Source organism: Halalkalibacter sp. HAAS-P013, from assembly GCF_056619925.1.
This window is the reverse complement of record NZ_JBWQTU010000008.1, coordinates 127,104-141,092: the sequence shown is the minus strand read 5'-3', so window position 1 is coordinate 141,092 and position 13,989 is coordinate 127,104. Positions and strand designations below refer to the sequence as shown.

Annotated in this window: 15 protein-coding genes and 1 other annotated feature; of the genes, 4 read left to right on the top strand and 11 right to left on the bottom strand. The window is 34.7% G+C overall.

What is annotated here, in order from left to right:
* Positions 1–102: 102 nt before the first annotated feature.
* Complete coding sequence (locus AC1FXP_RS12465) at positions 103–936, bottom strand: hypothetical protein (protein ID WP_480061809.1); 834 nt, start codon at positions 934–936, stop codon at positions 103–105.
* 231 nt (positions 937–1,167) lie between these two features.
* Entirely contained in the window at positions 1,168–1,929 is a 762-nt protein-coding gene (locus AC1FXP_RS12460; RefSeq protein ID WP_480061807.1) for a MurR/RpiR family transcriptional regulator, read from the bottom strand.
* A 212-nt stretch (positions 1,930–2,141) separates the two neighbouring features.
* Between AC1FXP_RS12460 and AC1FXP_RS12455 the strand changes: the two genes are divergently transcribed.
* Entirely contained in the window at positions 2,142–3,470 is a 1,329-nt protein-coding gene (locus AC1FXP_RS12455; protein ID WP_480061805.1) for a 6-phospho-beta-glucosidase, read from the top strand.
* Positions 3,471–3,580: 110 nt separating this feature from the next.
* Here the strand turns inward: AC1FXP_RS12455 and AC1FXP_RS12450 are convergent, their stop codons facing one another.
* Complete coding sequence (locus AC1FXP_RS12450) at positions 3,581–4,132, bottom strand: hypothetical protein (RefSeq protein ID WP_480061803.1); 552 nt, start codon at positions 4,130–4,132, stop codon at positions 3,581–3,583.
* A 243-nt stretch (positions 4,133–4,375) separates the two neighbouring features.
* A complete protein-coding gene (locus tag AC1FXP_RS12445) occupies positions 4,376–4,498 on the bottom strand; it encodes a hypothetical protein (RefSeq protein ID WP_480061801.1) in 123 nt (40 codons plus the stop codon).
* 239 nt (positions 4,499–4,737) lie between these two features.
* Here AC1FXP_RS12445 and AC1FXP_RS12440 point away from each other — a divergent pair, with 239 nt between their 5' ends.
* Positions 4,738–5,271, top strand: a complete 534-nt coding sequence (locus AC1FXP_RS12440; protein WP_480061799.1) for a GNAT family N-acetyltransferase — start codon at positions 4,738–4,740, stop codon at positions 5,269–5,271.
* Positions 5,272–5,665: 394 nt separating this feature from the next.
* On the opposite strand, the gene AC1FXP_RS12435 is transcribed toward AC1FXP_RS12440, so the two are convergent.
* The 3 genes from AC1FXP_RS12435 to AC1FXP_RS12425 all read right to left on the bottom strand — a co-directional run bounded on the left by AC1FXP_RS12435 (position 5,666) and on the right by AC1FXP_RS12425 (position 7,629).
* Complete coding sequence (locus AC1FXP_RS12435; protein WP_480061797.1) at positions 5,666–6,208, bottom strand: sugar O-acetyltransferase; 543 nt, start codon at positions 6,206–6,208, stop codon at positions 5,666–5,668.
* A 113-nt stretch (positions 6,209–6,321) separates the two neighbouring features.
* Positions 6,322–6,882 carry a sugar O-acetyltransferase gene (locus AC1FXP_RS12430; RefSeq protein WP_480061795.1) on the bottom strand — a complete coding sequence of 187 codons (561 nt, stop codon included), beginning with the start codon at positions 6,880–6,882 and terminating at the stop codon, positions 6,322–6,324.
* A gap of 225 nt (positions 6,883–7,107) precedes the next feature.
* The gene (locus AC1FXP_RS12425) at positions 7,108–7,629 is read right to left on the bottom strand and encodes a GrpB family protein (RefSeq protein ID WP_480061793.1); all 522 of its coding nucleotides are present in this window, start codon (positions 7,627–7,629) and stop codon (positions 7,108–7,110) included.
* Between the two features lie 444 nt (positions 7,630–8,073).
* On the opposite strand from AC1FXP_RS12425, the gene AC1FXP_RS12420 reads away from it, so the two are divergent.
* Together AC1FXP_RS12420 and AC1FXP_RS12415 are read left to right on the top strand one after the other, a co-directional pair.
* Entirely contained in the window at positions 8,074–8,295 is a 222-nt protein-coding gene (locus AC1FXP_RS12420) for a hypothetical protein (protein ID WP_480061791.1), read from the top strand.
* A 304-nt stretch (positions 8,296–8,599) separates the two neighbouring features.
* Complete coding sequence (locus AC1FXP_RS12415; RefSeq protein ID WP_480061789.1) at positions 8,600–9,553, top strand: arsenic resistance protein; 954 nt, start codon at positions 8,600–8,602, stop codon at positions 9,551–9,553.
* 182 nt (positions 9,554–9,735) lie between these two features.
* Positions 9,736–9,878 (bottom strand) — a sequence feature (23S ribosomal RNA rRNA prediction is too short).
* Positions 9,879–10,027: 149 nt separating this feature from the next.
* On the opposite strand, the gene AC1FXP_RS12410 is transcribed toward AC1FXP_RS12415, so the two are convergent.
* The 4 genes from AC1FXP_RS12410 to AC1FXP_RS12395 form a co-directional block, all read right to left on the bottom strand.
* Complete coding sequence (locus AC1FXP_RS12410) at positions 10,028–10,777, bottom strand: GntR family transcriptional regulator (protein ID WP_480061787.1); 750 nt, start codon at positions 10,775–10,777, stop codon at positions 10,028–10,030.
* Between the two features lie 574 nt (positions 10,778–11,351).
* Complete coding sequence (locus tag AC1FXP_RS12405; protein WP_480061785.1) at positions 11,352–12,089, bottom strand: GntR family transcriptional regulator; 738 nt, start codon at positions 12,087–12,089, stop codon at positions 11,352–11,354.
* A 176-nt stretch (positions 12,090–12,265) separates the two neighbouring features.
* A complete protein-coding gene (locus AC1FXP_RS12400; RefSeq protein ID WP_480061783.1) occupies positions 12,266–13,081 on the bottom strand; it encodes a PfkB family carbohydrate kinase in 816 nt (271 codons plus the stop codon).
* 17 nt (positions 13,082–13,098) lie between these two features.
* Positions 13,099–13,989, bottom strand: coding sequence for a carbohydrate ABC transporter permease (locus AC1FXP_RS12395; RefSeq protein WP_480061781.1), 891 nt, complete (start codon positions 13,987–13,989; stop codon positions 13,099–13,101).

Sequence of the window (13,989 nt, the reverse complement as noted above, 5' to 3'; positions counted from 1 at the left end):
TAATCTGTTTAATGGGTGCACAACCCTATATTGCTTGGCCTAATAAGACAATATCAACAGTTCTTTGTATTTGATCTGAGAAAAAGGAGCTCATTTAACATGTTATTTCTTTATCCATCCTTGCAATTGAAATGACAATAAATGAGCTATCATTCTTATTGGAAACAAACCAAGCCAATAGCTCCCTTTCACTTTTAAGCGATCCATTTTTAAAAGAAACCTGTCAACAATAACAATTATGAATAGAGGCAATACGTTCAACCATTTCTTCTTCCGCTCTAATATAAACGTTGTAATGACTGTCTCAATCACAAGATACACCTTAGTAAAAGAATAGTGTTCATACCAAGGCTGTGTTGTCCGGGAAGTCGGTGTAAATCTAAACAATCCAAATAACGAAGCTGAAAATAATAAGCTCATATAAGTGAGGTGAATGGAATGGTACAAAGTCAAGTTCGAGAACAACTTCTTACTTTTTTTAATCCCCTTATAACAAACATCACTTACAAAAAAATAGGTACATATAGCAAATGCCGTAAAAGAGGTATGCCACCAGTTATTTTTAAAAATCTTTACTTTTATAAATAGCCTTTCAATGAATACAAAGTAGAATGTAAATAATATTTTCACTTTCCAACCCAATTGGAAAGCTGATATGAATATGGCTACAGAAGGAACAAATAAAGCTTGAGATAACACGGACCCAAATGAGTTATCTTTTTCTTTGGTTTTAAGTATCCCTGTTCTATATCTATAAGCTTTTAAGATATAAAGAGGATATTCAAAGTGAAAAGCGAATCCAACGATCGATAATAATGTAAGAAAAATCGTTTTCCTGTCTTTCTTTTTAGTAAGAGTCATACTCAAAAGAAGGATATGAATGATAATTAGACCTATATAATACAATTTGTTTTTGGCATCTCTCTTTTTATTCACATTGTTCTCCTTAAGTTGATTTTCCTGTTTTAGTTTTCAACTTAGAGGAGAAAAAATACGTCCTGCTTTTTAGCTGTTATTAACTCTATCCGGTCCATTACCAGTACCATCACATTACATTTTCACCTTCACAAACTTCCGCTTCCCAACTTGTACGACTAATCCATCAGTAAGAGATACACGTAATCCTGTATAAACATTGGTCTCACTTTCCCCAATGCTTATCACTTTTTAATTACTTACCTTATAAACCTCACGAGCTAGTGATTCCAAAATATAAACAACCGGTACTTGTGTCGTTATATTCGAATACTTAAATTGTGGTTCTGTTACAATCCCAAGCGAAGTTTCAAATCGCTCTTCCGTTACATAATATGAAATATTTATATCAGATATTTTAGAAATCGTTGAGTGTTTGCTATTTGTGATGCTAATGACTTCAATTCCCTGTCCTTTTAGTTGGTTAATATGCGTAATGATGGCAGGGGTTTCTCCTGATACAGATAAAGCAAGTACGACACTATCGGAAAGCAGTTTAGCATGAATGGGAAAGTATGGATCTTTTATGTACATGGAGAATTTTCCTATGCTTGAAAAATATCTAGCCCCATATTCAGCCATAATGCCTGAGCTTCCTGTCCCAATAAAGATGACATTATTCGCTCTTGCTAGTAAATAGGCTGCTTTCATTATCTGCTCTTCTATATTGCCCTGTGAGATTCTCTCGAAAAAATCCATTATAGAATGTTCAATGTTTTTAATCGTTGTCTTTTTATTCTCTTTCAAATGTAACTTCAGTTTAGTTTTAAACTCTGAAAAACCGTCACAATTCATCTTCCGGCAAAAACGCAAAATGGTCGAAGTCGACACATGAGTTTCATCTGCTAGTTCACGAATTCGCATATACGCCACTTTATCTTCATTTTTCATAATATAGTTATACAGAGATGTTTCTAATTCATTTAATGAAGCAATCATTTCAGCTGTAAACATGTGTGTCCCACCTCCAAGTTCAACTAGATAGTACCCTCTTTTCTGTCATATTACTATAACTACTTAAGGAAACATAGTGTTACATAGATAAAACAAGTTCCTTTCCATGTTATAAAACTCTAGATACTCCACATGTATTTACTCCCTACCATTGTCTAGATAGAATCAACTTATAAAGTTTATTAAACAAATCCTTACGGAGGTGCAGTAAAATGACAAAAGGAATTAAAATTGTAACGATTGGCGGAGGATCAAGTTATACACCTGAGTTAGTAGAAGGTTTTATTAAACGATATGATGAATTACCGGTAAGAGAATTATGGTTAGTCGATATAGAAGAAGGAAAAGAGAAACTAGAAATTGTCGGAAACTTAGCAAAACGAATGATTCAAAAAGCTGGTCTACCAATCGACGTGCATTTAACTCTCGATCGAAAAACAGCTTTAAAGGATGCTGACTTTGTTACAACTCAATTTCGAGTAGGATTGTTAGATGCTCGTTCGAAAGATGAAAGAATTCCTTTAAAATATGGAGTCCTTGGACAAGAAACGAATGGCCCAGGCGGATTATTCAAAGGTCTACGCACGATACCTGTTATATTAGATATTTGTAAAGATATAGAAGAGCTATGTCCTAATGCATGGTTAATTAACTTTACAAACCCTGCTGGTATGGTTGTTGAGGCCGTATTACGTTATTCGAATATCAAAAAAGTGGTAGGTCTATGTAATGTTCCAATTGGAATCGAAATGGGCGTGGCAAAATTATTAGATGTAGATCACTCCCGAATTCGAATTGACTTTGCCGGACTAAATCATATGGTATACGGCTTAGATGTCTACGTTGATGGAATCAGTGTAAAAGATAAGGTCATAGATCTATTAACAGATCCAGCCAACAGCAGCTTTGTGAAAAACATTGACGGATTAGGTTGGGAACCCGAATTTATTCGCTCTTTAAATGTTCTAACTTGTCCATATCATATGTATTACTACAAAAAAGATCAAATGCTCGAGAAGGACCTAAAAAACTATGAAACCGGAGAAACACGTGCTGAAGTTGTACAAAAGCTAGAAAAAGAACTATTTGAGCTTTATAAAAATCCGGATCTAGCTATCAAGCCACCACAGCTCGAGGAACGCGGTGGAGCGTATTATAGTGATGCAGCCGTTCGATTAATTTCATCCATCTATAATGATAAGCGTGATATTCAACCAGTTAATACACAAAATAATGGGGCGATTGCTGGTATTCCATCCGACTCGGCTGTAGAAGTAAGTTGTATGATTACAAAAGATGGTCCAAAACCAATTGTCGTAGGAGAACTACCCGTACAAGTTCAAGGTTTAGTACAACAAATTAAATCATTTGAGAGAGTAGCAGCAGAAGCTGCCGTTACAGGAGATTACGAAAAAGCCATTCTTGCTTTAACGATCAATCCCCTAACTCCGTCTGATTCAATTGCCAAGGAAATTATCAATGAGATGTTAGAAGCTCATAAGGAACATTTACCTCAATTTTTTCAAAAAGTAGAAGCATAAGCAATCACCTGCATGCTAATCATGAAAGACCTAGCCATATATGTACACTAGATCAACAAGGGACAGTCCCCCACTTTTTAAAGAAGGGGGAACTGTCCTTGTACCCACGACTATGCATTTTTCCATACACTTGCATATTTCTTTTGGTATTTACTATCTTCTTCTTTAGTTATTAAATCTAGGGCTTTTTGTTTAATCTCTTCTTTCTTTACTTCATCATATAAGTTTCTAAGACCTTGGATCATATCATATCGAATCAACGTATAATTCTTTTCCTCTACACACTCGTTAAAACGAGTAGTAAAGTGATTCAATACCAATTCTAATTGTTCATCCCCAGCTAATCCTACTCTCCAGATCGATTGCAAGCTATGTCTTGCAGTGACAAACTTAGGATCTCTTGTCACTCCCCATATGGCTGGAAAATCCGTAAGCATTCGTTTTTCTGGATCACTTATCGCCAAATAAGAAAGAAATTGTGCTGCTCGGGATCTTTTATGATGGTCACGATCGGTTAGATCTTGTAATAGTTGACCCCAAACTTCATATGCCCAGTTCACTTCTTTTTCTGTTAAAGTTAATATATTCTTGTATGCCTCATATTGAGTTTCTTTGTCTGTTGATTCTAAATCGGCAAAATACCTTTGAACTTGTTCTTCCATCGGATCAACTCCTATGTATAACGATAATCCATTTTACCATTTCCTTCTTCGCTGTTCTAAACATTCGTGAGCAATTTATAAGGCTTCTTTAACAATAACTCTGTTATTAGATCCGTTACACGTTACCATAAGTGAATCTCTTCACATTTTGCAGTTAAAACTAACATACTAAAAAGAGAAACTTAGTACATTTATGATGAACATTTCTTCTATTTTTCTGTATTGTTTTGTCCTTCATTAGCTTTATGAAGGACTTTTCTCCTGCATTTTCACGTTGTCTTGTCCTTCATCAGCTTTATATAAGACTTTTTTCCAGCTTTTCCACCTTGTTTTGTACTTCATTTCAACTAACTTTTGATTCTTCAAAAATTAAACAAGCCCCCTCTATTTGTAGGGATTTCTGCCTGCTTTTTTTAGCAAGTAGTAAAATATTGAGATTGACCTCGACACCATCACTTTATAAAATAAAAACATACTATAATGGATATTTTTTTGTTTAACTTATATTTAGAACTTTATGCGTAAACCTTTCTATTAAGACTAGCACATTAAGAGATGACATTTATAGGATAAAGAAACGTTAATTAAGGAACAGGAGACTATAAATGGAAATTCTAATTAGACAAGAGCTCACTAAAGATTATATTATAACTGAAGAAATGGTTAAAAAAGTCTTTTCACATGAAGAATATAGCAATAAGAAAGAGCACGTACTTGTAAATAAGATTAGAAAATCAGAGGCATTTATTCCTGAACTTTCATTAGTCGCTTTAAATCAAGGGCATGACATAATAGGGCATATTCTATTATCTAAAATAAAAATCATAGATGGTGATGCCGCTTTCGATTCTTTGGCACTTGCTCCAGTTTCTGTTTTACCTAAGTATCAGAAAAAGGGAATTGGGACTCAGTTAATTCATGCTGCGTTAAAAAAAGCAAAGGAGCACGGGTTTCATTCCGTTATTGTTTTAGGACACAAAGACTATTATCCAAAATTTGGTTTCAAACCAGCTAGCTTATGGAATATAAAAGCTCCATTTGAGGTGCCTGATGACGTATTCATGGCACTAGAATTAACTGATCATTCTCTTAAAAATGTGCATGGTATCGTTCAGTATGCAAAAGCTTTTTCCGAGTAATGCTTGCTAAATTCTGAGATTTAAAGATGTTGTTCTCATTTAGTTCCTATAAAAAGTAGATGAGAAAATGGAGCAAAATAAAATGGTTTTATTTTATTATGTTAACTGTAAGATAATTTATTAGAGAGAGTTGCCAAGGGAGGCCGTATGACTTTTTTAATTATATTAGTTGCAATTGTGTGTATCGCAGCTCTAGTCATTACATTATCATTGACAAGAGCTGAAGACTCCAACTATAGCAGTAATCGAAGTATCAATAATCAATTAATCATGTATCTTGCACTTATTCCCATTATCGCTGTGATTTTAGTGCTGGCGTGGGTGTTAATTATGTAATACGTACAAAATGCAAAGAGCTGGTGAGAAATTCCGCCTGCTCTTTGCATCTATAACCCTAAATACTTCTTAATATCTTCGCTGGATTTCCAGCTACAACCACATTAGCAGGGACATCCTTGGTAACAACAGAACCAGCAGCAACCACTGAATTCTCACCAATATCAACTCCAGCTAATATGACACAACTTCCCCCAATCCAGACATCGTTACCGATTTTAATAGGTATAGCAAATCCACTTTTATTCCTGCCTGTAGATTCAAGTGAATGACCAGCAGTATAGATTCCAACGTTAGGACCTAACATACAGTTGTCACCAATTCTTACCTCAGCCATATCTAAAATAGTACAGTTATAGCCAGCGTAAAAGTCATTACCAACATGAATATTATAGCCTAAGTCGCAATGAAAATTATGCTCAATACTTGGGTTGTTGCCTACACTCCCAAACAAGTTTCTAATAATCTCTTCTTTCTTTCCATCTTCCTCAACTTCAACATGATTAAATTCTTTAATAAGTTTGTGCGCGCGAATGTTCTTCTTTTTTAGATCCTCTGTTCCTCGTTCATAATAGATTTTTTCTTTACTATTACCTCCCAAAGCTTCTCCCCCTATTATAGTTTATTTTCTTGTTGAGCTAAATTGCTCCATTAGCAGAATAATGAAGAACGCTGTTCCTTATTGAATCAGGCGCTCCCTTTAGTATATTAGCTTTAAATTTCAATCTTTTTAATTACTTTGGCTGGGTTCCCACCTACTACAACATTATCTGGTACATCTTTAGTAACTACTGCACCTGATGCAATCACAACATTATCTCCTACTGTTACTCCTGGATTTACGACTGCACTTCCACCAATCCATACATTGTTTCCAAAAGTAATCGGTTTTGCGTATTCTTTACCTGAATTACGTTCAGTTGGGTTAATAGGATGTGTCGCTGTGTAAATTTGTACTCCAGGTGCGAGCATACAATTATCCCCAAACCGCACTTCGCAAACATCTAAGATCGTACAGTCAAAGTTCACAAAGAAATTTTCGCCTACATATGTGTTATAGCCATAGTCAAATCTAATGTTTGGCTCCATGTACACGTTTTCTCCCGTTGAGCCAAGTAATTCCTTTAATAATTTAGTCCGTTTCTCTCCTTCAGTTTCCAATGTTTGATTATAGATTCTAACTTTTCTTCTTGCTTCCTCACGTTCTTTTAGTAATACTGGGTCAGCAGGGTTGTACATTTCTCCGGCTAACATTTTTTCTTTTTCCGTTCTCATTACAAAGTCTCCCATCTCGGTTAATTAAACTTTACTTTAATAATAACATTTGAATGATCGTTTTCATTACAGCATTCCACGCACTCTCGTACTCTACCTTATTCTCCTACTTTTCTTACTCTTTATCTCGTGAAGTAGTTCAACTCTTTTTGCTTACTTCCTTTAGATCTATGTACAATAATGAATGAGCGCTGTTTTCATTGAATCAGCCTAGCATTATCAGATTCATTTATGATTTTCTTTATACCAGTCCAGTGCTTTTTCTTCTATTTCTCTTACAAGACATTCTTTACCATTTATATACGATTGAATATCATAGGGAAATTGCTGTGCCAATTTCTCCTTTAACTCACCATAACTCATCTTTAAACCTGGATGTCTTTGCAAGTAGTCTCGAAAAGCCAAATGTCGTTTTATTTCATGACTTCCAACCTGATAAATGTGAACGTGATGGGAGCGATTATCCCCACCTTTTTGAAAGTACCTTCGTCCAGGTATTTCGTTCTCACCTTTGGGGTCATATCCTAAGTCTCGCATCTTATCATTATATTTATCAACGATGTGAATGTCTTTAACGATAGGCATAATATCTATTATTGGTTTGGCTTTTAAACCTAGAACAGAAGTACTACCAATGTGATGAACGGTTACAATTTCATTTCCGAAAATGAGATTCAGTTTTTCGGCTTCTTCCGCAAACATTAAAGCCCAATTATCATTATATGAACATACTTCAACCTTTCTCAAAATTGCCCTCTTTCCTTCAACTAAAGTGCCTCTCAGTAAAAAGCTATCTATTAACCATAGGGCCAAGATCGCTAATTTCGAAAAAACAACGGACCCACCCCATCACCCTCAACTGAGAAATATGCAAAGATTGAAAATAACAATATTATTATTGCTACAATACATACTAAAATTGATAAAATAGTAATGGTAAAAGAATGCACATGACCAATTTTAACTGAATGTATACCAGCAATTAAAGTTCTTCTCAAGTAATTCGTTATTTACCGGCTTATTCCACGAAATTCAAAACAGACCTCTGGTAGCACTGGAAGTTTTAATTAGATTTGATTATGGTGATCATGGATAATAAGAACCTTGTACGACTCCACGATCCACTGCAACAGTTCGGAAAGGCATGTGTCGTTGAGTCACATTGGATCTATTCTATAAGGAGAGGAAATAATGAAAGATATTACTAAAAATGTCCATATAGGTGAATTAATAGCTATTTCTAATGTATTTAAATTAAATACTTATCGAATGCTAACATTACTAGAAAAAGGTTTAATGGAAGTATTCGAAAATAAGGAAGCTTTTTATAAAAAGTATGGAAAGAAGGAAACTTATCCCGAATTAGATTGGTGTGAATTAAATAACGGAAAAATCTTCACTAAATTAAAATAGGTAGGAAATAAAACCTTAGAATAGTTATCAGTGACCGTAAAAAATGACTATTGAAGTAAGGGAATTCCTGATCGTGCCCAGGAATTTCCCTTATCTTGTTGGGTTTGGGTTAATAAAATATTGTTGTAGTTAAAAGCCATAAACTACGATCTTCAGTTGCATTGTTATAGTACAAGTGTAGAAAACTTATGAATCTGTTGCTCTATTATTCGCAACCGTTATTACAGTAAGCAAAACTTACTGTAATAAAACTATGGTAAAATTACATGTGCATTAAATTATTTTTAGCAGGTTGTGATCTACAATGAACTTATTTGAAAAATTATATACTCTTATTATTTTCTTAGCTGTAATTATTGGTATAGGTCTAGGGCAAGTAGAATTTATAAGAGCTAATGCTGAAAGCTTCATTGTTCCTTTATTAGTAGCGATGCTTTATATTACTTTCTTACAAATTCCTATTGAAGAAATAAAAAAAGCTTTTAACAACATCAAATTTACATACACTTCAGTCATTATAAACTTTGTTTGGACACCTCTCCTAGCATGGCTGCTGGCACTGGTATTTTTAAGTGATAACCCAGCGTTGTATATTGGATTTATTATGCTTATGGTTACACCATGCACTGATTGGTATTTAATCTTTACAGGGATAGCAAAAGGAAATGTTGCGTTATCAACGGCAATCTTACCTTTAAACTTAATCTTACAAGTCATCATGCTACCTATTTATCTTCTTATTTTTGGTGGAACAACAGGAGTTATAGAGCTTTCATTTCTAATGGAAAGTATCTTAATTGTTTTATTTATACCATTAGTTTTAGCTTTTCTAACAAAAATGTTCTTGAGAAATAAACAGCAGGTAAGAGATCATCTTCTATCCAATCTTAGCGTTTTACCGATTATTTTTCTAAGTCTTGCAATCGTTGCTATGTTTGCTTCACAAGGGCAATTATTGCTTGATAATTTAGATTTAATGTGGCAAATTACCATACCTATTTTTTTATTTTTTATTGTAAACTTCTTCGTTGGCCAAAAGGTTGGTCAGCTTATGAAGTTCCCGAACTCCGACAGAACAAGTTTAAGCTTAACAACTTTAGCAAGAAATTCACCTATCGCTTTAGCAATTGCTATGACCGCATTTCCAGACCAACCATTAATTTCTTTGACACTAATTATAGGACCATTATTGGAATTACCTATTCTAGCTATCTTTACACAACTTTTATTATTTATTTCTAAAAATAAAAGTAAATAAAAATTCGGAAGCACATTGAAAAGCATCAAGGTAAAAAAAGCCGCTTTCCCTTCGCAGCCTCCAAACACATCAAAGAACCAGGAAAATAGCGATTAATCATATTCTGGATACGCCCTTCTGTAACCATTAGCTATTGGAAGCGTCGATCTTTAAATAAACAGGGTTTGATATACCCTTCTAAAAAAGAATGGATCTACCCAATAGGTAGACCATTCTTTTGATTTGCCCGACTTTCATCCCTGCTCGACTTGTAGGTCTCGCAGTCAATCTCCCCTATGCCTTTACACTCTTCGATGATTTCCAACCATTCTGAGGGAACCTTTGAGCTCCTCCATTACTCCCAATGTCAACATTTACCGAAGCAATTTTGGTATGCGTATACAAATCGTGGGCTATGATACAGCGTAATGGAATCAAATTTACTGCTCTTAAGTAACTATATAACTTCCCTAAAAATACACTTAACTCTAGGTACTAAATTTCATTCATGTCAACATCGATATAGAATTTTACCATACTGGCTAGAAGATAGTATAAGGAATAATGAACAGGGAGACCCTTTTCATCTTTAATGACCTTCTTAACTTGTATTAATGGCTCTATACTTGAGACTTCCATAAGTTTACTAATATCGGTGGAAGGATGAACAATCTCTATTTCCTTATTTGCTTTACTGAATTCCACTCCATAATCGTTACGAATAATCTGAAAGGTAGATACGTTATCTTCCAGTTTGTTTAAAATACCTGTATATAAATCATGAGGTAAATATGCATAATCAATACTAAATACAACATTTTTGTCCCTAATGATTCTTATAATCTTCACTACTTCAAAAGGTTTATCACGATTAAAGACTTTCATTAACGACTCGTCTGCCATTTCAATACTTTTTGCGTGGATCTCTTTTGAAAGACTATTTTCTTCTACGGATAGACCTTCGGTAAAACCTTTAAGGTTTAAAATATGCAGCTGTTGTTTTGCCCTCTTGATAAAGGTACCTTTACCATGAATAATCTCGATAACACCTTCACTAGCCAGCTCCTTTAATGCTCTTCGTATCGTAATTCTGCTCGTATTGAAAGTGTCACACAAATCCTTCTCATTAGGCATCTTATCCCCCTGAACAAGCTCTCCATTTGCAATCATTTCCTTTATTCGAATTTTCACCTGTTCATACAAAAAGACCGAACTCTCTGATCTAACCGACTTTTCCTTTGACATAGCACACCCCTACATTTCAAATAAATATAGTCATCCCCTATTATAACTCAGTTTTTAGAAGATTTAATTTACCCAGTATAAACAATCGTGCCTATACTTTTAATTGTTCGTCATATACGTAATAAGTACCATCCCATAAATTTACAATTGTGTTATTAGAAGAATATAAGGATCCTGTCACTATAATTCCCTAAAATATCCAACGTTAAGACAGGAGTAAAATGCCCCTTTAGAAAGTTTGTTCCATGTGTGACAGCATACCATCTATCATTTAACTTCGAAAAAACCGGGATTCGTTCCCTTTTACCGTCTAAATTAGAAAAGGGATCTATGCCCAATTGTTTTTATAGTAAGGAGGAGTATATACTATATCAATATTTGATCACATTAGAGACCAAGCTCTTCTCCTATTAATTTTCCAGAGGGTAACCTGCCCTCTTTATTATAAGCTAATAATTATACCACCGGCTATACTCACAACTACTTTTTGATCCTATTTAAACTCTACATCTAACCATTGTCTTTATTAAATAATGGAAGCAAGAAACCTAAAACTCCTATCTTCAATACCAACTTACATATCAACATTAATGCAAAACTTTACTGTATTTATAGGTAAATAATATTTAGAATAATGGATAGGAAGATCCTTTTCATTTTTTATTATTTTTTTAATTTGCACTACCGGTTGTAGATTAGATATACGAAGAGCCTCGCAAATTTCTAAAGATGGCTGTATAATCTCCATCTCTTTTCTCGCCTCTTTAAAGGAAATACCGTATTTATTGTTAATAAGTTTGAAGGTTGAGACATTATCTTTCACTATACTAGAAATCCCTGGAAAAATATCATTTGGTAAATAAGCATAGTCTATACTTACTAATTCGTCTTGATCTCTTATTAATCGAATCAATTTTACTACCTCAAAAGGTTCCTCACGTTCAAAGACTTTTACTAGATTCTCATCTGCTATTTCAACGTTATTAACTAAAACTTCCTTTGTGATATTTTTTTCTCCTATTCCTAGGCCCCCTTCAGTAAATCCTTTAAGGTTCAAAATTTGAAATTGACGCTTCTCCATTTTCACAAAAGTGCCTTTACCATGAATGATTTCAATTACCCCTTCACTTGCCAGCTCCTTTAGCGCTCTTCGAATTGTTATCCTACTTATATTAAACATCTCACATAGTTCCGCTTCATTTGGAAGTTTGTTACCAACAATAAGTTCGCCATTGGTAATCATCTCTTTTATTCGAACTTTTGCCTGCTCATACAAAAATATATTACTTTCTAAATTGGTTATTTTATTCATTTTAACTTTTCCACCACTTTCCCCATAACCTTGATGTGTCATAGTTGCTTTTTACAAACGGATAAGTAACCACACCGACCCATTTTTTAATTTTAGTAAAAGAAATGTAGCACTTTAAGAAGTCAAATAATAGCCTTCTGCACCTATTGCACAAGGCTATTATTTGATCACTTTTATTACAACTCTTTTGGATATCCAAATCCTCCATAAAACCCACATGTAATACTTGCATTTTCCGCTGCCACTTTTAAGGAATTGACCATATCATTCGTATTTAAAAATGCTGTTAAAAATCCACCGATAAAACTATCCCCCGCGCCCATTGTATCGATAACTTCCACCTCGATAATTTCCTGATGATATCGCTTTCCACGATTAATAAATAGTGCAGGTTTTGAGCCACGTGTTATACCTATAACTTCTAGGTTATATTTTTCAAGCTCGTCTAATAGCTCTTCCAACTCCTTTTCACTTAAGTCGGCCCCTGAAAAAAATCCGAAAGAAATATGAGGACAAATCTTTGCAAGATATTCAGGCTCACGGCGATCTGAAAAATCAAAAGAAATCTTAATATGTTCTGATAAGTCTGGAAGCTCTTCTTCTAAAAACGAGTAACAGCTAGAATGACACACATCAAACCTTTTCAAATAATCATAGTCATCCTGTACTAATCGTATCTTTACTTGGTGTTGCACCGTATTCTTCGGCCCACCAATAAAGATCCGATCACCATCCTTAGATAGATTGACCTTTGGTTGTCCACTAATTCCCTCTACTGTTCGTGAACGATTGTATTCTATATTCTCTTCATCTAGTACAAATCTTAAATGGTCTGCTTTATCGTCTGTTGCCAGGAGACCGATATATCCTACCTCCTCCGCCCCAGATCGTTTACAGTTAACTGCTACATTGACACAATTTCCTCCTGGGTAATATTTTCCCTGGTCCAAATAACAATCAACTACATTATCTCCGATAGTTATGATTTTCATCTGTTTAGCCTCCCAATTTATCCTTTAACAGAACCTTCTGAAAGTCCTCTAACCAAATACTTTTGTACAGCGATAAGTAAAACAATCATTGGTAATGACGCTATCACCATCCCTGCCAGAAGAACCCCCCAGTCCGTACGTAAAGAGTCTCTAAAATTCATTAGACCTGCAGGAATTGTTTTTAATACGTCTGAATCAACAAAGATGATCGCAAAAAGAAACTCATTCCAAGCAAAGAAAGATGTCAAAACAACGGTAGTTACAAGAATCGGTAATGCAATCGGCAGGTAAATTCTAGAATAGATCCCCCACTCACTACACCCGTCAATGACAGCTGATTCTTCAAGCTCTCGTGGAATACTCAAGAAATGAGCACGGAGTAATAGTACTGCGAGTGGCAACCTGTATGCGATATAGGTAAGGATCAGAGCCCATCTAGTATTAATTAAATCCAATGTACTTAAGATGTTAAACAAAGGAATTAACGCTACCTGCGGATTCATCATCAGTCCACCGATAATGAAAATAAGCATAAAGTCAATTAGTTTAGATTGGTATCTTGACAAAGCAAAGGCAGCCATGGAACCGAACAGGACTACTCCTAGTATTGTAAAGCCTGTTACAAACAAACTGTTAATAAAGTAATTGGATATCCCTTTTGACCAAGCTTCAATATAGTTTCCTACGAGCCATGTACTTGGAAGACCCCAAACATCGTTATAGATCTCTTCGTAACTTTTCATAGATGAAATAACCATCCAAATAAGTGGATATAAAATGATAACTGCGAAAGCAACCAGTCCAACAGCTGTAATAAATTCCCCTAATCCAAACTTCCTGCGCTTTCTAGGCGAGTGCTTTTTCGTTTTCGTATCCACCATCTTTTCCGTTTCCATTATTGCTTTCAA

Coding starts and splice junctions, on each gene's coding strand:
- AC1FXP_RS12460 (WP_480061807.1), bottom strand. CDS start 1,929: ATGTTTACAGCTGAAATGATTGCTTCATTAAATGAATTAGAAACATCT.
- AC1FXP_RS12455 (WP_480061805.1), top strand. CDS start 2,142: ATGACAAAAGGAATTAAAATTGTAACGATTGGCGGAGGATCAAGTTAT.
- AC1FXP_RS12450 (WP_480061803.1), bottom strand. CDS start 4,132: ATGGAAGAACAAGTTCAAAGGTATTTTGCCGATTTAGAATCAACAGAC.
- AC1FXP_RS12440 (WP_480061799.1), top strand. CDS start 4,738: ATGGAAATTCTAATTAGACAAGAGCTCACTAAAGATTATATTATAACT.
- AC1FXP_RS12430 (WP_480061795.1), bottom strand. CDS start 6,882: ATGAGAACGGAAAAAGAAAAAATGTTAGCCGGAGAAATGTACAACCCT.
- AC1FXP_RS12420 (WP_480061791.1), top strand. CDS start 8,074: ATGAAAGATATTACTAAAAATGTCCATATAGGTGAATTAATAGCTATT.
- AC1FXP_RS12415 (WP_480061789.1), top strand. CDS start 8,600: ATGAACTTATTTGAAAAATTATATACTCTTATTATTTTCTTAGCTGTA.
- AC1FXP_RS12410 (WP_480061787.1), bottom strand. CDS start 10,777: ATGTCAAAGGAAAAGTCGGTTAGATCAGAGAGTTCGGTCTTTTTGTAT.
- AC1FXP_RS12405 (WP_480061785.1), bottom strand. CDS start 12,089: ATGAATAAAATAACCAATTTAGAAAGTAATATATTTTTGTATGAGCAG.
- AC1FXP_RS12400 (WP_480061783.1), bottom strand. CDS start 13,081: ATGAAAATCATAACTATCGGAGATAATGTAGTTGATTGTTATTTGGAC.